The sequence below is a fragment of the Sporosarcina sp. FSL K6-3508 genome (genome assembly GCF_038615825.1).
Lineage (GTDB): Bacteria > Bacillota > Bacilli > Bacillales_A > Planococcaceae > Sporosarcina > Sporosarcina newyorkensis.
Map to the genome: position 1 here is coordinate 405450 of NZ_CP152016.1, position 18583 is coordinate 424032.

Sequence of the window (18583 nt, forward strand, 5' to 3'; positions counted from 1 at the left end):
AACGCGAATCGATAGGAGATTCGCGTTGTTTTTTATATCTTTATAGAGTTCCAGTTGAATTCAGAATGGTATTTACTTTCTATTGCCGTGGTGACACGGGTACCCAACATGTTCCGCATCGTGAAAAAATGCTAATTAATCAAGGGGTATGGCAACCTCCAAATCTTTCAACACTTTTAAATAAGGCATTTCAAAAGTAACCAATGTCAATGGCTCATTCGGTTTGACTTTCTGGAACTCTTGGACGTAAGTGTTGGATTGAATACGCTCAGGATATCCTTGTGTATTGTTGGCTAAGTTATTTCCTTTTGCATCCTCCAACCAAAGTGTGTTGTATTGGAAATGTCCATCGTAAGGAAAATCACGTGCTGTTTCGAAAGTGAGCAGGGTTTGATTTTTTTCGTATTGAATATCTTTAATGATGATCGATCCCATGTCACCTTGGTCAATGGACATAGGCAATTGATCCGGCTGTAGAACATTTTCCACTTTTTCGGGTGCTCCCGTGTCAACAGGCACTAGAAACGGGCTTACGGTCAAAGTCTCGGAGTCTTCTTGCAATGGCTCGTATCGGACTTCCATGTTCATGACGTGTTTGCCATTTTCCACTAATCCTGTACCGCGACTGTCTAACATGGTCAAGGCATCGCCTTTGTCATTCAGTAGATTGAATTGAAGGAGATGATCATCAATCATTTGTAGGCTCATTTCGTCAGGCGAAGTGAGTGTAAGCGATAGTTTAATACCCGCGGCGCCTATTTTCACATTGTTTATACTAATCGTTTGGTCTTGATAAGTTACGGTTTGATTGGATTCGATCGTTCGTGCGTCTTCTTTTGCCTTTGACACAGGTATTTTGAAATTCCATGCTCCCTGTACATCGCCTATTTCATTTAGTCCTATTTGGAGATCAAATGAATCGGGCAGCTCGCCGACAGGGGCTATATCGATGACGCCTGCATATTGCGTGTCGGATAAAGGTTTTCCAGTTCTGCCATCTCCAAAATTGATTTCTTTCCCATTCACCTTCAGTTGCAGCTCTCCCAATCTTCCGCGCTCGCCGGTGAATTCTTGAACATATCCCACCGATAGACGAGTACCGTCATAATAGACATCTTGGATGGTCAAACCAATCCCTTGGTCTGTAACGGTTTGCCCGATACCTTCCGAGAGACCCCGCTTGCTGGCAATAACTAATCCCATATCGCCCGCTACTTCAAACACGGAATCCAACACAGGGACAGACGATAAAACTTTAGCCATGGTAGGAGAGACGAAGGCGGAACTGATTGTCAGAAACGTTGTGGCTGCAACGGCTGCCAGCATTGGGTAAAACTTTCGTCGAGTGGTCTTTCCGTTAGTTTTCGCTTGATTGACGCCAGCGTGGATGGCTTGATTCAGCTTGTCATGGGGAACTTCAATTTTATCGATCGCTTTTTTAATATCATGCAGTTGTTTATTCATTGATGCATACCTCCTTAAAAGTAGTTCTCAATTTATTGATGGCCCGGTGTAAATTGGTCTTTACGGTGCCTTCCGGGCATTCCAAAATCTTAGCAATTTGTTTGACAGACAAGTCTTGATAAAAACGCAGCAGTACAGCCGTTTTGTATTTTTCCTCCAGTTGATCGATCGCGTGCAGTAAGTCCAATTTGTCTTCTGAAAAGGCAATTTGATGTGATTCAATTCTTTCCAACGACTCTTGTTCGATGGGGATCACTTTGTTATTTTTTCGAATAAAGTCTAGCGAGCTATTGATCAAAATTCTCGTCAGCCAAGTGGAAAAGTAAGCAGCTTCTTTCAAACTGGAGATCGAGGTATACGCCTTATAAATCGTTTCCTGCACAATATCGAGCGCATCTGTCTCATTTTTCACATACGTAAACGCAATTCGGTACAACTTTTCTTTCTCTTGGTCAATTAATGTCAAGAATGCTTGATCATTCCCTTTTTGCGCTTTTTTCAGCAACTTTGAATAATTCATAGTGGCACTCCTTTCGTCCGGACATTGGTTAGACTGTTTGCGAGCTGGTTTCGTTTCAAGTGAATTGAGGTAGTGGGCTTTAAATCATGATGAAGGGTAACTGTACAAGGAACAACCTTGTTTGATTTATTCTATAGTTTTTTAAAAACGATTATTGTACTTTCATTTTTCTCATCAGGCAGTTCATGACCTTTGAGAAATTGACAGTTTAGGAAACTCAAGTTTACACTGAGGAAGATTGAATATTTACTAAACTATAGGAGGGATGACAATATGGATTTACAATTGGCAGGTAAACATGCCCTCATATCTGCTTCTAGTCAAGGACTTGGCAGAGCTGTTGCGGAAGAGTTATTGAATGAAGGCGCAAACGTCATGATAACCGGGAGAGATGCGGAGAAACTGCGGAAAGTTACAGAGGAAATAAGATTGCTGGGTAAAGGGAATGTCGATTATCATGCATGTGATATTACCAACTACGAAGAGATTAAGGCGCTAGTTGCATATAGCCGAAAAGTATTTGGCAAGATTGATATCTTAATTAATAATGCTGGCGGACCGCCCGCCGGAACGTTTGCTGATTTCGATGACGAGGCGTGGCAGTCTGCGTTCGAACTGACCTTGCTGAGCTATATCCGTTTTATACGAGAAGTTGTTCCGGACATGAAAGAGAACGGAGGGCGGATTATCAGCCTGGCTTCCAGTTCTGTCAAACAGCCGATACCTGGTTTGATTTTATCAAATGTTTTCCGGACAGGTGTTGTCGGCCTGTCCAAAACATTGGCTACAGAGCTGGCTCCTTATAATATTTTGGTGAATGTTGTGGGTCCGGGTCTCATTCTTACAGATCGATTGGAGCATATTAGAGAATCAAATGCACAGAAAAAGGGTGTTTCAATAGAAGATTTTGAGAAAGAGCAGCTTGAATCCATACCGTTGGGGCGTTATGGAGATCCGAAAGAATTTGCGAAGGTCGTGACGTTCTTGGCTTCAGATGCAAATTCCTATTTAACGGGAAGCACATTGTTAGTGGATGGTGGCATGGTGAACGTAGTCTAACGGTTTGCAGCCGCCTATCCTTAACTAGTGCAGCAACTCAGTTGATATACTGATTTTATAAGTTAAATATAGGATAGGAAAGGAAAGGCTGTTTGCCGTGAAAAATAGTCAGATTTATATAGTATTAATTGGAGTTATGTTGTTATGGGGAGTCAATGTCTCAGCGTTAAAAGTACTTGTCGATCACTTTGCTCCGATCACCATTACCGCTGTTCGAATATTCACTGCTGCCTCCATGGTATTCATTATCTTGTTTTCCATGAAGAAAATTCGGCTGCCACACAGGGAAGAGTGGGGGTTGGTAATTGGCGGAGCTTTTACGAGTGTTGTAGCCCATCATTATTTTCTATCTGATGGGCTTGGAAAGACGAGTGCTGCGAATGGTGGTTTAATCTTGGGATTAGGACCTCTGCTGACAGCTGTTTTATCCGTCATCATATTAAAGGGAAAACTGACGATTTGGCGCTTATCAGGATTTTTGTTGGGTGGTATTGGGGTCGGCTTTACCGTGCTTGCCGGCAGCGGAGGGCTGGGTGAAGTTTCGATAGGAGACATGGAAATACTGTTGGCAATCCTTTCACAGGCATTCAGTTTTATTATTATAAAAAAAGCCTCTGAAAAGATGGATGCTAGACTGCTGACCGGTTATATGTTGTTAATTGGTTCCCTGTTTCTGTTGCTGATTGCTCTTTGGAAAGAGCCGAATGGTATCACGAGTTTGCGCACTGGCTCTATTTCGATATGGTTGATTTTTCTCTTTTCTGCCCTATTTGCAACTGCTATCGGTCATATGGTCTATAACTCAATGATTCAAAAGATTGGTGCAGCGGGAGCTTCGATTTTTCTGAACTTAAATACGTTCTTCTCATTGATTGGTGCAGGTTTATTTTTAGGTGAAAAGCTGTTGCCTGCTCATTTTATTGGTCTTATTTTTATTGTCCTCGGGGTTTCGCTTGGTTCAGGAGCGTTGGAATATTATATGCGGAGCATGAGGAAAATGGGGACTGAAGACAAGGGCGTCGAATGAGTCGTAGTTAATAGGAGATGCAAGAGTATTTCTATTATTTTAACGATTCGTGAGATACAAAAAACGGAAGTGAGACAGAGGATATTCGGACTTTTTCATGCATTGACGTCTTGTAAGAACGGGAATTCACCTATAGTAGACTGAGTAGCTTTAAAATTACAGTGCCAAGTATGTAAATGCCTTTGTCTTTGCAATTGTATTACGCTCTTCAGGAAACTTTTCAAATAAGTTGTTGTAATCTTCGTCATATTTGTCGAGTATTTCTCCGAGTAGCCCATCTCTCGATAGCACAACAAACAAAAAATATGCTGACACTTAATTTATATCACTTAAGTCCGCCTCTCTGATTAAAAAACTCTAATGGTGGTTATACATTCATTAAATCATACTCATGGAATGAACGAAATTTAGAGGAATTGTAAAATGTTAATACAAGGAGGGGGGCAAAAATTATGGCTTCCACTCCTGTTTTATTTTCTTAAGAATTAGCATTTTTTTATTATAAATTTATTCTTATTTCCCCACCGTCACCGCACTAAAATTCAATACTTAGACTGCAGATCGATCACTACATTAGCATGCTGATACGTATGGAACATGTATAATCTAGAGTCCAACTAATGACATTATGAAGAATAACTATCAACTAATCTGTGCCACTTATGCAAAAAACAAATACGATTATTAAAACTGTCATTTTTGTTCGCAAACTGGCACTAAATTTTAGCGGTGCATGTGACCTTCTTTTGCATGTTATCGGTACCATCAATTGGAATTTGTGAGAGTGATAGAGGGGAGAACTTTATATAAATTGAAATTAAATCTGAACTATATGCATTTCAACAAGTATCTATCCGTACAAGCCTGCTAGTAATTTCATGTATAAATAACTGTTTAAAGCTATGATATGATGGAAGAAATGTTAGTACAGGAGAGATTGTGGTTTATTCAATAGAATTATGGGCGGTTCTTCTAGTATATCGCTTTTCTCCCCGGTTTTTTACTTACATAAATTCTGATTACAACCCGGCTGTTTTATTGGACTTTAACATATATTTTTGCATACGCATCAGGGCTTACTTAAACAGGAGGTAGAAATAAAAGTGAGTGTCAAATGCTCAGTAGAAATGAAGGGAGAATGAGGCAGATGGAATACAAAGATTCGTTAAAAGTCGGGATGATCAAATATGATGATAGGTTAATTGCAGAAGGAATGGGATTGCTTTTTGAAACTGCTCCAATTGGCCTTGTGGTTTTGGACGACAAGGGCTGTGTCAAGTCGCTAAATCTTTATGCTAGGGAAAAGTTTAAGAGTGCAGCTATATCTGAAGGGTCATATATAATGGATTACATAGAAACTGTTACCGCATCCGAGACATTTAAAATGATTAGGTGCAACATAGATGGAGAGACGTTGATTGGAAAAATAGAGAAGTATGAAAACGGGGATTATCTGCTTCTGCAAACGGAAGAAGAATTGGATCAACTTTTACTTGGAATAGATACGTATCGAAATTTGCTGCTCGATTTCAAGGCAATCTTTGACCACTCGTATGACGTAATTTATGTATCGGATGGACAAGGTCAGACTTTACGGGTGAGCGCAGCTAGTGAGCGGCTATGGGGTTATAAGGAAAGCGAACTTGTCGGGAAGACGGTATATCAGCTTGAGGCAGAAGGAGTGTTTACACCGTCTGTTACTCGTGAAGTTTTGGAGCGCGAGGAAAAGGTTTCGCTTGTTCAAACAACTAAGATGGGTCGACGACTCCTCGTAGTTGGTACGCCAATAAAGGATTCTAATGGGAACATACTTCGTGTGGTGAACGCTTCGAGAGATGTAACGGAGTTAAAGGAACTGAAAGGCGAAATTGATTTGCTGAAACAGATGATGGAAGGGTACCGACAAGAGATCGAGCAACTCCGTGAGAATGAAGCATTGGAACGACGATTCATCGCCAGGAGTGCTGGAATGAGACAGGTAGTTCAATTTGCGCAGCGGGTTGCGAAAGCGGACTCACCAATTCTCCTGCTTGGCGAATCGGGAGTCGGCAAAGAAGGAATTGCTACGCTGATTCACAAATGGAGTAACCGCAGCAGTGGTCCATTGCTGGTCACCAGCTGTGAAACAGTCTCTGCTGAAATGTTGGAAAAGGAACTGCTTGGGGCAGAGGACCGTCTTGGGTTGATAGAAATGGCAAACTCAGGGACTTTATTCTTGGAACAAGTCGACAAAATGCCTATGTCTATTCAGGCTAAACTAGTGCGTGCACTGCAACGAGGAATTTTGGAAGAAAAAAAGGTGGATGTTAGAATCATTGCTACGGCGAGTGAGGACTTGAAGGTTAAGCTTGAGGAAGGCAAATTCAGGGAAGACTTTTATTACTATTTGAATGTCGTGCCGATTGAGGTGCCGTCACTTCGGGAGCGCCGCGAGGACATCATTCCACTTATCATCCACTTCTTGAAGGAATTAAACGAGCTCTATAAGGACGATAGAAAGATTAACCCTAATGTGCTTAAAACACTCGAAAAATATGATTGGCCTGGAAATGTCCAAGAGCTGCGGAATATTACCGAGAGGCTTTATGTTACATCCGAGGGTCAAGAGATAGGACCGGAAGCATTGCCAAGCTCGCTCGATCTGATCAATAGAAACGAACAGGCGGTCCAAGTTTATGAAATCATGCCATTAAAAAGTGCAGTAGAATTGGTGGAGCAACAACTCTTGGAACTGGCAGGAAAGAAATATGCTTCTACTACTCAAATTGCAAGAGCTTTGCAGATTGACCAATCCACAGTGAGCCGGAAGCTGAAACGTTACTTTAAAGAAGAGTAATGCAGAAATGCAAAGTGGTTATGCAACAATGCATAGGTTCCGAATGTATATGTATATAAGTGCCGTAAAGGCGATAATCAACCGTTGTGGGAAAAAGATCCCTAACGGTTGTTTTTTATTAAAAACGTACATCTAAAGGATGTGTTCCGATGATCCCACTTCTTGTATACCCAAAGTTGCCCTTCTTGTTACCTCTTTTTACTTACTCATTTAAGATGGGAGAACACCATTCAAACGCCTTGTATATATGGCGGAATGCATAGAATAATCACTAAAATTGAATTGTTCGATAAATATTAGGGTGTTATAACTAAGAAAGTAGTAAAAAAACTATTACTTATCAATCAAGTCATGCAAGCGTTTACTAAAGAATGAGGAATGGGGGATTAAAATGCTGAAAAAGAATTATCGCTATCAGATCATGTTAATGATGGTCATTATGGTAATCATTAATTACATTGACCGTGGAGCTATTTCGTATGCTCAGGCAGACATCATTAAAGAATATGGATTCGACCCGATTTCCTGGGGGGCAGTACTTGGCTACTTCGGATTTGGTTACTTATTTGGTTCACTTTTCGGAGGAATCCTAGCGGATCGCAAGGGACCTAAATTTGTATGGATTTTGGTCGGGATAGGTTGGTCCGTCTTTGTCGTTACAACCGCATTCGCCGGTGATATTGGTCTGATTCTGTTTGGAGGATCTGCGCTTACTGGATTTGCTGTAGTCCGGATATTGTTCGGTTTTGCAGAAGGTCCCACGTTCTCAACGATCAATAAGACGAATGCCAACTGGGCTACTCCAAAAGAACGCGGGTTTGCAGTTTCTTTAGGACTTCTCGGTACACCGCTTGGTGCAATGTTGACAGCACCGGTCGCGGTGGGACTGTTGTACTTTACAAGTTGGAAAGTAATGTTCATCTTGCTGGGTGCACTCGGGATTATCTGGGTTTTCTTTTGGTCACGAATGTTTACGGACTTGCCGGAACAAAACCCGAAAGTCTCAAAAGAAGAACTTGAGAAAATCCGTTCTGTTGAAGACTTGTTGCCGAACGAAAAAGTTGTCAACCCGCAAGATGACTCAATCCGGTGGTATCATTTCTTCAAAAATCCCACTCTTGTCTTTAATGCATTCGGTTATTTCGCGTTCCAATACATTAACTTCCTTCTCTTAACCTGGACGCCGAAATATTTGCAGGACGAGTTCGGTTTCCAATTATCGTCGCTATGGTATTTGGGCATGATTCCTTGGATTGGAGCGTGTTTTACCGTGCTGCTCGGAGGAAAAATTTCCGATTACCTGCGGATGAAGACGGGCAGTCTCAGAATTGCACGTTCTGGACTGGCAGTCGTATCGCTCCTGCTTACTGCTATTTGTTTTATGCTGATTCCAACGGCAAATTCAATTACCGGCGTGATGGTCTTGATGAGTATCGGTAATGCATTTAACTCACTACCTAACTCGGTCTACTGGTCTGTCATCATTGACACAGAGCCAAGCCGTGCTGGTACATTTGGCGGGATAACACACTTCATAACAAACACGGCAACAATTATTGCGCCGATACTTACTGGTTTCCTTGTTGTCAGCCATGGCTATTCTGCAATGTTCACGGCAGCTGCAGTTGCAGCGGCAATCGGGATGTTCTGCATGATTTTTGTAAAACCTGGTCAACGACAACAAAAAGTAAAGCTAAAAGGGGGGATGGCATAAATGACACTAACGTCCTTTTTTCAGCAAATCAAAGCAGGGGAAGTTTCATCTGTTGAACTTGTTGAAGCTAGTTTGGATAAAATTGCGGAGAGAGATCCTGCATGCAATGCATTCATCACTGTCGCAGCAAAAGAGGCCCGGCAAGCTGCGGTAAAGTTGGATGAAGAAGCGGAGAAGAAAAACTTTAAAGGTCAATTGCACGGTATCCCCATAGCGATAAAAGACATGATTAACACTCATGGAATCCGGACGACGATGGGATCGAAAGTATACGAAAATCATTATCCTGAAATGAATGCTGAAGTTGTGAATAGGTTAGAAGAGGCTGGAGCAGTAATCATAGGGAAAACAAATACACATGAATTTGCTTATGGACCAACCGGAGATCGCTCCTTCTTTGGTACATGCCATAACCCTTACAACCCTCAGAAAATTACGGGTGGGTCGAGTAGTGGTTCGGGAGCAGCAGTCGGGGCGGGCATGGTTGCAGGAGCTATCGGAACTGATACAGGTGGATCAGTTCGAATTCCGGCTTCTGCATGTGGCGTGGTCGGTATGAAACCGACATTTGGGTTGGTCAGTAAAGTCGGGGCCTTTCCACTAGCCTATACACTTGACCATATAGGTCCGATGACTAATACCATACGAGATAATGCGCTATTATTGAATGTGATGGCTGGATATGATTTTAAGGATCCTCATTCTGTTCAAAGAGACGTACAAGATTATTCCGAACGGATTAGCAAAGACGTTAGCGGATTGAAGATTGGAATTCCTGACTGGTATTTTGAGCGGATTGAAGAAGAAGTAAGCGATGCAGTGGAAAGTTGCATAAAGTTATATGAACAAATAGGTATACAAGTCAAGCGTGTCAACATGCCGGTTATGCGGGATATCGCCACTGCCCAAATAGTGACGATCCAAGCAGAAGCAACTGCAGTGCACCAAGAAACGATGCAAAACCATAAAGATGAGTTGGATCGAGAGGTCTATGATCGTCTGATTGCAAGTCAATCTGTCAGAGGTTATGAGTATGTTCAATCCCAAATAAAGCGTAGTTCTTTAATTAAGGAATATAATTTGGTATTTAATGAAGTGGATGCGCTGCTAACTCCTACACTTCCTATCCTGCCTACAGATATTGGACAAAGAGAAGTTCGGATTGGGACAGAAACTGAATCTGTTCGCAGTGCACTTCTTCGGTTGACTTCACCTACCAATTACACCGGAAATCCGTCTTTGTCATTGCCATGTGGTCTATCTGAAAGCGGTCTTCCAATTGGCGTTCAATTGATTGGAAAGCATTGGAGTGAGGGGTTGCTGTATCAGTTGGGATATGCTCTAGAGCAGGCAATCGGCTTTACAGAGCGCGTTAACAAATATAACAATTGATCTAAAGATTATGATAGTTGAGAGGAGGAGCCTTTAGGGTTCCTTCTTTTTTATTTTATGAGGAAAGCCGAGCGAATGGGAGGATTTTTAAAGACTAATGAGAAATCACTGGCATTACATTAAACTTAAAAACTCGACGGTCAAATTTGGATCCTTTCTATTTACTATTTTGCAAAAAAACTTTGTTTAGGGACATGGTAACTTTTAATATTGTTCACTTTGTCGGATGTATTTCTCACATCCACGTGTTTCTTGAAATCTGAGGGATCAAGAGAAGTGCTATCAATAGCAGGGTGAGGATCCATTAAGGTACTAGTTCCTTAATGGATTAAAGTGTGTTTAGGGGGCTAATATCTTAAATAATATAGAAATTCTCATAAACCCATTCTTAAATTGAAAGAGCATGCCTAATTTTCATCTTGATCTCCTAATAAGCTGTTTTTTTATACAATATCATCTATCAAGCAGCTTGGATCCGTCCAATCCACATCTCCCCTTTAAACTCCATACCACTCACCCACTACAAAAGAAGGTCGATTAAAACTTGTCTTGTAAAGGTGTTTCAACCAACCGTTATCATTGATGAAGTTTTAGAATACTTCAAGTATCGCACGGTATCCTACTCGAACAAAAAAACGATCGTTTGTTTATTTCTGGTATACAACGAACAGATTTTTTTCTTGTTCACCATCATTTTCAGGATGTATTGATGATTGATGCAAACACTTTCCTACTTCTTGATGATTACGGTAGACAGGCAGAGCCGGTTCACTCAGTTCTTCATCCGAGTTTTTCTTCTTTAAAGATCTTGTTCTGATAGGTTAGTAAGGTCATCAGATTTAAAATGTCATTAGATGTTAATAAAATAACATAAAATAACACATAAAATCATTCGTTAAACTGTTTTAATGTGAAGTTAGTTAAGATGACTTGAAAGAAATCATAAATAGCAAAATTTAAGAATATAATATGAACAAAATATTATTGTTTTAGCACTGTGACGGCTAAAATAGTAAACTATAAACTCAATTACTTGAAAGGTTTAAAAATATGTTGACGAGTGTTAAAAGGTGTTATATAGTGTTAATAATAATTTGAAAGCGATTTCATAGGGGGAGGAAAGAGGATGAAGAAATTTTTTTTATTTACTGTTATAGCTTTAATGTTGGCGCTGGTTGGGTGTGGTAATTCAGAGCCTACAAGTGAACCAAAGGAAAAGATTGAGGGTGTGCCTGAGGAAATTCAAAATGATGTGAAGATAGCTGTTATACGAAATCTTCCATCTGATGATCATACAAAACAATTTTTAGATGGCGCACGCTCAGAAGGTGAGAGTTTTGGATTTAAAGTAGATACTTTTATCTCTGACGGTGATGATGCAAAATTCCAAGATTTAGTGAAACAAGCTATTCAAAAAAAGTATGATGGTTTGATAATTTCGCATGGGAAAGAGGCATATTCAAAGGACTTAATTCAAATGGCATTAGATGCAGATATTAAGGTAGTTACATTTGATACTGTGGCAGATAACGATGGGATTACATCAACTGTTCAGGACGATCATGAACTTGCTCGTTTGAGTCTAGATGAAATTGCAAAGCTTTCCGAAGATGGTAAGCCTGTAAGAGTAATCAAACTATGGTTGGGTGGAATTCCTCCACTGGATTCCCGTGAAGAAGTCTATCAGCAATATGAAAAAGACGGCAAACTAGAAACGTTAGAAACAATCGGACCTGCAAATATGCAAAATGTTCAAGGAGATGTTTCGGCAAGCGTAAGTTCCATCCTTGGAAAGTACAAAGAGGGATCCGTAGATGCTATTTGGGGATCATGGGATGAGTTGGCAAAAGGCGGGTTTAACGCATTAAAGGATAATAAGCGTTCTGATATAGATTTGATTTCAATTGATATTTCCAATCAAGATATTAATTTAATGCTAGAAGACGGAAGCACATGGTTATCTACTGCTGCAGTGGACCCACAACTAATCGGAATTATGAACATGAGATTGCTATCCAAAAAGATTGCTGGCGAGGAAACACCTTCGGATTACAAATTAGAACCTAGATTAATTAAACAGGAAGATTTAACAGACTCTACTAATATGACAAACCTTGGCGATGTTATTGAGGGTTGGGGTACATCGGATGATTTCAATGAAGAGTGGATGAAAAAGTTACGTGATAGGTAAATGAAAGGGCGCTCATGCGCTCTTTATTTAAATTAGAAAGTCGGTGATTAAATGAAGTTGGAAATGGAAAAAATTTTCATTGAGTTTCCAGGTGTAAAGGCATTAAAAGGCGTGGACTTTGCGATGAAATCTGGATCGATTCACGCATTAATTGGTGCGAATGGTGCGGGGAAATCGACTTTAATGAAAGTGTTATCGGGTGCCTATGACCATTACGAGGGTGAAATTTTACTAGACGGGAAAGCGGTTGAAATCCGAAATCCGAAGCAGGCTAAGATGCTGGGTATTGATATCGTTTTCCAAGAAGTTGATACAGCGCTTATACCGTATTTGACTGTGGGCGAAAATATCATGCTTGATTCACTAGCAAATGATATGGGTGGCAAACACTTTGTTAATTGGAAACAAACACATAAAAGAGCAAAAGAGGTATTGGAAGAACTGCATATCAATCTACCGACAAGACGGCTTGTTTCTAGATTAACACTGGCAGAAAAGCAGATGGTATTGATTGCGCGATCACTTGTACAAAAACCTAAGTTTTTAATTTTAGATGAACCGACTGCTCCATTAAGTACGGCTGAAACGAAAGAACTGTTCAGAGTTATTCGTAATTTATGTAGTATGCATGGGGTAGGAATTATTTTTATTTCACATCGCTTACCTGAATTGTTTGAGATTTGTGAAGATATAACAGTTATGAAAGATGGAGAATTTGTATCTTGTCGACCTATTAAAAGCACGTCTATCAAAGAAGTAGTTGACGATATGCTAGGCGGCAATATGGTAGATGATTATGTAAAGAAAAAGTCGGTGATAGGAGAAGAAGTATTATCAATCCGTAACTTGACGGATAAAGAAGGTACTCTTGACAACGCAAGTTTTTCCGTTAAGTCAGGCGAAATTGTTGGAATTGCAGGATTGGTTGGTGCAGGAAAAACGGAGTTATGCAAAACGATATTTGGCGATAATACAATTGATAGTGGAGAAATAATGGTAAACGGTAAATTAGTTAAGCCAAGCTCACCCTATCATGCCGTTAAAGAGGGATTTGCTTTAGTGCCGGAGGAGAGACGAAAAGAGGGGGTCTTGGTAGAAGAACCGGTTTTTAGTAATTTATCTGCACCTAGTCTGCATAATTTCACGTCATTAGGATTCCTGAATACAAAGAAAGAGAAGGTTGCTGCAGTGAAGATGATAAAAGACTTGGGGATTAAAACGCCTTCTGAGAATCAAAAAGTGGCTTTATTATCTGGTGGAAATCAACAAAAGGTAGCTGTAGGTAAATGGCTACAATCAAATGCGCACGTCTATATGTTCGATGAACCTACAAAGGGCGTTGATGTTGGCGCGAAATCAGAGATATTTCAATTAATAGAAGGCTTAGCTGAAAGAGGAAAAGCGATTTTGTATGCCTCCAGTGAAATAGTAGAGATATTGGCGATAACGGACAGGGTCTATATTATGTATGACAACCGAATTGTTAAAGAGGTAGTAACAAGCGAAACAAATGAGGAAGAAATTATGTATTATTCAACTGGGGGAGAATAAACTTATGAAAAATACAATGGTCAAACAAAAACAAAATAAGTCTTCCTTAAATTTATTAGAAGCATTAAATAAGTGGGGAACCATAGTTGCGATCGTCGCGATTATTATATTCTTTACTTTTATGTTGCCGGACCTATTTTTGACAAGCTCAAATGTCGTGAATATATTTCGAAGTATTTCCATTGTAACTATTATTGCAATTGGACTAACAGTTTCACTGTCTGTTAATGGATTTGATTTATCGATTGGTTCTTCAGCAACGTTATCAAGTTCTTTAATTATCTCATTCTTTATTTGGTTCAATATGCCTTTAGGTATCGCTTTACCGTTAGCGATCTTAATTACTTTATCCGTAGCAGCAGTAAATGCATTTTTAATTGTTAAAGTGAAAATTCCTGACCTTTTTGCTACTTTATCTACAATGTTTATTTTTGAAGGAGTGGCTATGACTTATACGGGAGGGGGATCCATTAGTCAAGGAATGCCACGATTAGATGGATCGCCAACAGTAGGAACATTGCCAAAGATGTTTACGTACTTAGGTCAAACGCCTTGGATCATTATCATTATGGTTTTGGTTGTTGCACTTGTACATATATTTTTGAATCATACAAAGCATGGTCGTTATATGTACATGATAGGTGGTAATCCTGAGGCAGCGCGTTTATCGGGGATCCCGGTTAAACGTTACCGTACTTTAGCCTATATTATCTCTACTACTTTTGCGGCACTTGGCGGGATTATACTTGCTTCGTATATAGGATCAGCACAAATAAATGCGGGATCAGGTTACTTGATGCCTGCAGTTGCCGCCGCGTTTATCGGGTCCTCATTTGCTGGAAAAGGTAAGCCAAATGCAATCGGTACATTTTTCGGAGCAGTCCTTGTAGGGGTTTTAGAAAATGGATTAGTCATGATGTCTGTGCCGTATTACTCGCTAAACATAGTAAAAGGATTAGTACTAGCCCTTGCACTGGCATCTACCTATTATAATCAGAAAAAGTTTTAAGACGGGAGAGAGCAAGATGTCGAAATTTGATGAATACTTTTTAATGCAAGAGTCGGACGTTGCCGAATATGTGAAAGAAAAAATTACTTTTTTTGATAAAAAAGCTCTTTTGGAAGTGAAGGAGATTGGTGATGGGAATCTAAACTATGTGTATCGTATAAAGGAGACCGAAACCAATAAATCAATCATCATCAAACAGGCTGGTACTGTAGCAAGGATTTCTGAAGATATTCATTTATCGACAAATAGAATTAAGATTGAATTTGAAGTATTAAGTATGTATCGGAAATATGCACCGGAATTTGGACCTGACCTATATGGGTATGATGCAGTTATGAATTGTTTTGCGATGGAGGATTTATCTGAGTTCCGTATTTTACGCGATGGATTAATTCATTATCAAATCTATCCACATCTGGCAGATCATATGTCTACATTTATTGTAGATACGTTATTGCCTACTACAGATGTATTTATGGAGCATAAAGAAAAGAAAGAGCAAGTAAAGACCTTTATAAATCCTGAGCTATGTGAAATCTCAGAGGAACTGGTTTATACAGAGCCTTTTACGGACCATAATAAACGCAATGAATTATTCGGCCCGATACAAGCCTGGTTAAGCCAACAAATCTATGAGGATCAATTATTGCGTACAGAGGCAGCAAAATTGAAATTTGCATTTATGAATAACGCTCAAGCTTTGATACACGGCGACCTGCATACAGGCTCAATTTTTGTAACACCAGATCAAACAAAGGTAATAGATCCTGAATTTGCATTTTATGGACCAATTGGGTATGACGTCGGCAATCTGATAGCCAACTTAGTATTTGCTCACGTCAGAGCAGTAGTTGCGGGGGAAGAAGCGTATGTTGAATGGAGCAAGCGAACAATAGCTAGTTTCATTGATCAGTTCCAGAAGAAATTTATTGTAAAATGGAATGACGGTGCAATAGATAGATTGGCCAAAGAAGATGGGTTTAAAAACCATTATCTCCATACAGTAATGGAGGATACGGCCGGCATTTGTGGGTTGGAAATTATTCGTCGTATTGTTGGGTTGGCAAAAGTGAAGGATATTGTGGGTATAGAGGAACCCGAAGCGAGAGAAAAGGCGGAAAAGATTTGTGTACTCTTTGCAAAGGATTGCATTATGAAAAGAGCGTCTTTACAAACGGGCGATCAATATATAGGGCTATTACAAGAAAAAATGGAAGAAATATGAGGTGACAATATGTCAAAACAAGTTACTACTATTGAATGGAAAGAAGATAAATTATTTTTATTGGATCAAACAGTTCTACCAAATGTGGTTGCATATCGAAGTTTTGATACAATTCAAGGTGTATGGGATGCAATACAAGATATGATTGTTCGAGGAGCACCTGCTATCGGAGTTACAGCTGCTTATGGAATGTATTTAGGGGCGAAGTCAATTGAAACATCGGAAATGTCAGAGTTTCAAAAAGGATACAAGAAAATAGGGGAGTATCTTGCTACTTCTCGTCCAACAGCGGTAAATTTGTCGTGGGCAATTGATCGAATGATAGACTTTTCTCAAAAAAACGATCAATTAACCGTTGATAAATTGAAAGAGCAATTACTTGAAGAAGCAAAGTTAATTCATAAAGAAGATGAAGAAATCAACTATAAAATTGGTGAAAATATGTTAAGTTTATTATCAGATGGGTGTGGCTTGCTGACCCATTGTAATGCGGGTGCATTAGCTACCACGAAATATGGTACTGCTACAGCCGCGATGTATTTAGCACAAGAAAAGAATTGGGATTTCAAAGTGTATTCGGACGAGACTAGACCACGTTTGCAAGGCTCAAATTTAACGGCATTTGAATTGCACCAAGCAGGTATTGATGTTACCGTAATTACCGATAGTATGGCCGCGGTGATAATGAGTAAAGGCGAAATAGATGCTATAATAGTAGGTGCGGATCGTGTCGCTGCGAACGGAGATGTGGCAAATAAGATCGGTACATTTAATTTATCAATACTGGCAAAAAACTTTAATATTCCAATGTATATAGCGGTACCAACACCTACAATTGATATGCAAACAAAAACAGGTGCTGAAATCCCGATTGAGGAACGAGATTCAAATGAGGTAATTAAAGGGTTTGGTGAGTTTACGGCACCTAAAGATGTTAAGGTGTTTAACCCGGCATTTGATGTTACACCTCATGAAAATATAACAGCTATAGTTACGGAAAAAGGCATAGTCCGTGCTCCCTTTGAAGAGAATTTAAAGAAACTATTTGAATAAAATACAAGTATCAATAGATGGAAAGTGAGTAATTATGGTTATATTACCTGAGGAACGTAGAGAAAAAATAATTGACATACTAAAAACCAAGGATTACGCTGAAATTCAGTATTTGAGCGAGACATTTAAAGTATCTGAGATGACGATCCGACGTGATATTGACAAGCTTGAGAAAGAGAACCGAGTTACCCGTGTGTACGGTGGTGTACGTTTAAAGGTATTAAGTGATCGTGAATGGGAAAGCCCTATTGAAATTCGGAAAAGTACAAATTCACTGGCTAAAAAACTGATTTCAAAAGAGGCTATGAAATATATTAATGACGGTGACGTGATTGCATTTGACGCCAGTACTACAGCATTAGAACTGAGTCGGTTTATTAAGTTCGAACGTAAAGTAACGGTTGTTACGAACAATTTAAATATAGCTATTGAGTTAGCGGAGGATCCTGAAATACCTGTCATATTATTAGGTGGTTTTGTCCGCCGTACTTCACTTTCCGTTATTGGTTCAGGAATGTCTAAATATCTGGAATCGATCAACATAGATAAAGCATTTATTTCATGTAAGTCTTTTAACTATTCAGATGGTGTAACGGACTTTCTGATGGATGAAGGAGAAGCGAAACAAGCAATTATTAAACGATCGACTGATATTTTTCTGTTGGCAGATCAATCAAAAATAAACACAATTGCTTTCTTTAAGATTTGTGATGCTGAACAAATTGATTATTTAATTACAGACTGTTCACAAGAGCATACACATGAACAATCAGAGTGCTTGAAAAAGTATAAAGAGTCAGGTGTTCATGTAATTGTTGCTAAGTAATGCACAAACAGTAAAGGAGGAAATAGATGTTATTAGAACAAGAAAGAAAGAAAATAGTTGAGTTCTGTAATAAATTAATTACTCAGGGGTTAACAAAGGGCACAGGAGGTAATATTAGTGTCTTTAATCGCGATGAAAATTTGATGGCTATAAGTCCAAGTGGTATTGAATATCATAAATTAACACCAGAAGATATTGTGATATTGGACTTAAAACACAATATTATAGATGGAAAAAACAAGCCCTCCAGTGAGTTGAGCATGCATTCTATTTTTTATCGGGAACGCAAAGACATAAATGCAGTTGTGCATACACATTCTACCTTTGCCAAAACTTTAGCTTCCTTACGATGGGAATTACCTGCTGTGTCATATTTAGTAGCTTATGCCGGTAGAAATGTTAGGTGCGCCGAATATGCAAGTTTCGGTACTGATGAATTAGCTGAAAATGCATTTGCTGCAATGCAGGATCGAAAAGCAGTATTCTTGGCTAACCATGGAATGTTGGCTGGGGCAATAGACTTGAAAAATGCTTTTAATATAGCAGAAGAAATTGAGTTCTGTGCTGAAATCTACTATCGTGCTAAGCAATTAGGGGAACCGGTGTTGTTATCTGATGGCGAAATGGATCAAATGTTAGAAAAGTTCAAGTCATATGGTCAAAAAGCATAACTTATAACTAAAAACATGATATAACTATGCGCTTTTACCATATGC

General features: G+C 39.4%; 15 protein-coding genes. 12 read left to right on the forward strand and 3 right to left on the reverse strand.

All coding sequences use genetic code 11. From position 1 onward, the window contains the following. Positions 1-135 precede the first annotated feature (135 nt). On the reverse strand, positions 136-1464 hold the full coding sequence (locus MKX97_RS01920; RefSeq protein WP_342536799.1) for a DUF4179 domain-containing protein: 1329 nt from the start codon (positions 1462-1464) through the stop codon (positions 136-138). After that, positions 1457-1984, reverse strand: coding sequence for a sigma-70 family RNA polymerase sigma factor (locus tag MKX97_RS01925; protein WP_342536800.1), 528 nt, complete (start codon positions 1982-1984; stop codon positions 1457-1459). The genes MKX97_RS01920 and MKX97_RS01925 overlap by 8 nt, the downstream gene beginning before the upstream one ends. 273 nt (positions 1985-2257) lie before the next feature. Between MKX97_RS01925 and MKX97_RS01930 the strand changes: the two genes are divergently transcribed. Together MKX97_RS01930 and MKX97_RS01935 are read left to right on the forward strand one after the other, a co-directional pair. Next, positions 2258-3043 carry an SDR family oxidoreductase gene (locus MKX97_RS01930; protein WP_342536801.1) on the forward strand — a complete coding sequence of 262 codons (786 nt, stop codon included), beginning with the start codon at positions 2258-2260 and terminating at the stop codon, positions 3041-3043. A gap of 97 nt (positions 3044-3140) precedes the next feature. Further along, complete coding sequence (locus MKX97_RS01935; RefSeq protein ID WP_342536802.1) at positions 3141-4070, forward strand: DMT family transporter; 930 nt, start codon at positions 3141-3143, stop codon at positions 4068-4070. A gap of 156 nt (positions 4071-4226) precedes the next feature. Here the strand turns inward: MKX97_RS01935 and MKX97_RS01940 are convergent, their stop codons facing one another. Continuing rightward, on the reverse strand, positions 4227-4385 hold the full coding sequence (locus MKX97_RS01940; RefSeq protein ID WP_176132525.1) for a hypothetical protein: 159 nt from the start codon (positions 4383-4385) through the stop codon (positions 4227-4229). A gap of 832 nt (positions 4386-5217) precedes the next feature. On the opposite strand from MKX97_RS01940, the gene MKX97_RS01945 reads away from it, so the two are divergent. The 10 genes from MKX97_RS01945 (at position 5218) to MKX97_RS01990 (ending at position 18538) form a co-directional block, all read left to right on the forward strand. Continuing rightward, a complete protein-coding gene (locus MKX97_RS01945; protein WP_342536803.1) occupies positions 5218-6906 on the forward strand; it encodes a sigma 54-interacting transcriptional regulator in 1689 nt (562 codons plus the stop codon). A 391-nt stretch (positions 6907-7297) separates the two neighbouring features. Next, entirely contained in the window at positions 7298-8620 is a 1323-nt protein-coding gene (locus tag MKX97_RS01950; protein ID WP_221837935.1) for an MFS transporter, read from the forward strand. Further along, positions 8621-10012: an amidase gene (locus MKX97_RS01955; protein WP_342536804.1), complete on the forward strand. Its 1392-nt coding sequence runs from the start codon at positions 8621-8623 to the stop codon at positions 10010-10012. Positions 10013-11138: 1126 nt separating this feature from the next. Then, positions 11139-12203 (forward strand): sugar ABC transporter substrate-binding protein, encoded by a 1065-nt coding sequence (locus tag MKX97_RS01960; RefSeq protein ID WP_078817493.1) that lies wholly within the window; start codon positions 11139-11141, stop codon positions 12201-12203. Between the two features lie 63 nt (positions 12204-12266). Next, positions 12267-13754 (forward strand): sugar ABC transporter ATP-binding protein, encoded by a 1488-nt coding sequence (locus MKX97_RS01965; protein ID WP_342536805.1) that lies wholly within the window; start codon positions 12267-12269, stop codon positions 13752-13754. 4 nt (positions 13755-13758) lie between these two features. Next, a complete protein-coding gene (locus tag MKX97_RS01970) occupies positions 13759-14763 on the forward strand; it encodes an ABC transporter permease (protein ID WP_245799475.1) in 1005 nt (334 codons plus the stop codon). 16 nt (positions 14764-14779) lie between these two features. After that, on the forward strand, positions 14780-15988 hold the full coding sequence (gene mtnK / locus MKX97_RS01975) for an S-methyl-5-thioribose kinase (protein WP_078817491.1): 1209 nt from the start codon (positions 14780-14782) through the stop codon (positions 15986-15988). 9 nt (positions 15989-15997) lie between these two features. Continuing rightward, positions 15998-17041: an S-methyl-5-thioribose-1-phosphate isomerase gene (mtnA, locus tag MKX97_RS01980; protein WP_342536806.1), complete on the forward strand. Its 1044-nt coding sequence runs from the start codon at positions 15998-16000 to the stop codon at positions 17039-17041. A 34-nt stretch (positions 17042-17075) separates the two neighbouring features. After that, a complete protein-coding gene (locus tag MKX97_RS01985) occupies positions 17076-17867 on the forward strand; it encodes a DeoR/GlpR family DNA-binding transcription regulator (RefSeq protein ID WP_342536807.1) in 792 nt (263 codons plus the stop codon). A 26-nt stretch (positions 17868-17893) separates the two neighbouring features. Next, positions 17894-18538: an L-fuculose-phosphate aldolase gene (locus MKX97_RS01990; RefSeq protein WP_342536808.1), complete on the forward strand. Its 645-nt coding sequence runs from the start codon at positions 17894-17896 to the stop codon at positions 18536-18538. Positions 18539-18583: the final 45 nt, after the last annotated feature.

Bases quoted from the DNA above. Each gene is read 5' to 3' on its own strand.
- MKX97_RS01960 (WP_078817493.1), top strand. From the start codon at position 11,139: ATGAAGAAATTTTTTTTATTTACTGTTATAGCTTTAATGTTGGCGCTG.
- mtnA (WP_342536806.1), top strand. From the start codon at position 15,998: ATGTCAAAACAAGTTACTACTATTGAATGGAAAGAAGATAAATTATTT.
- MKX97_RS01965 (WP_342536805.1), top strand. From the start codon at position 12,267: ATGGAAAAAATTTTCATTGAGTTTCCAGGTGTAAAGGCATTAAAAGGC.
- MKX97_RS01990 (WP_342536808.1), top strand. From the start codon at position 17,894: ATGTTATTAGAACAAGAAAGAAAGAAAATAGTTGAGTTCTGTAATAAA.
- MKX97_RS01950 (WP_221837935.1), top strand. From the start codon at position 7,298: ATGCTGAAAAAGAATTATCGCTATCAGATCATGTTAATGATGGTCATT.
- MKX97_RS01925 (WP_342536800.1), bottom strand. From the start codon at position 1,984: ATGAATTATTCAAAGTTGCTGAAAAAAGCGCAAAAAGGGAATGATCAA.
- MKX97_RS01930 (WP_342536801.1), top strand. From the start codon at position 2,258: ATGGATTTACAATTGGCAGGTAAACATGCCCTCATATCTGCTTCTAGT.
- MKX97_RS01920 (WP_342536799.1), bottom strand. From the start codon at position 1,464: ATGAATAAACAACTGCATGATATTAAAAAAGCGATCGATAAAATTGAA.
- MKX97_RS01985 (WP_342536807.1), top strand. From the start codon at position 17,076: ATGGTTATATTACCTGAGGAACGTAGAGAAAAAATAATTGACATACTA.
- MKX97_RS01955 (WP_342536804.1), top strand. From the start codon at position 8,621: ATGACACTAACGTCCTTTTTTCAGCAAATCAAAGCAGGGGAAGTTTCA.
- MKX97_RS01970 (WP_245799475.1), top strand. From the start codon at position 13,759: ATGAAAAATACAATGGTCAAACAAAAACAAAATAAGTCTTCCTTAAAT.
- MKX97_RS01945 (WP_342536803.1), top strand. From the start codon at position 5,218: ATGGAATACAAAGATTCGTTAAAAGTCGGGATGATCAAATATGATGAT.
- mtnK (WP_078817491.1), top strand. From the start codon at position 14,780: ATGTCGAAATTTGATGAATACTTTTTAATGCAAGAGTCGGACGTTGCC.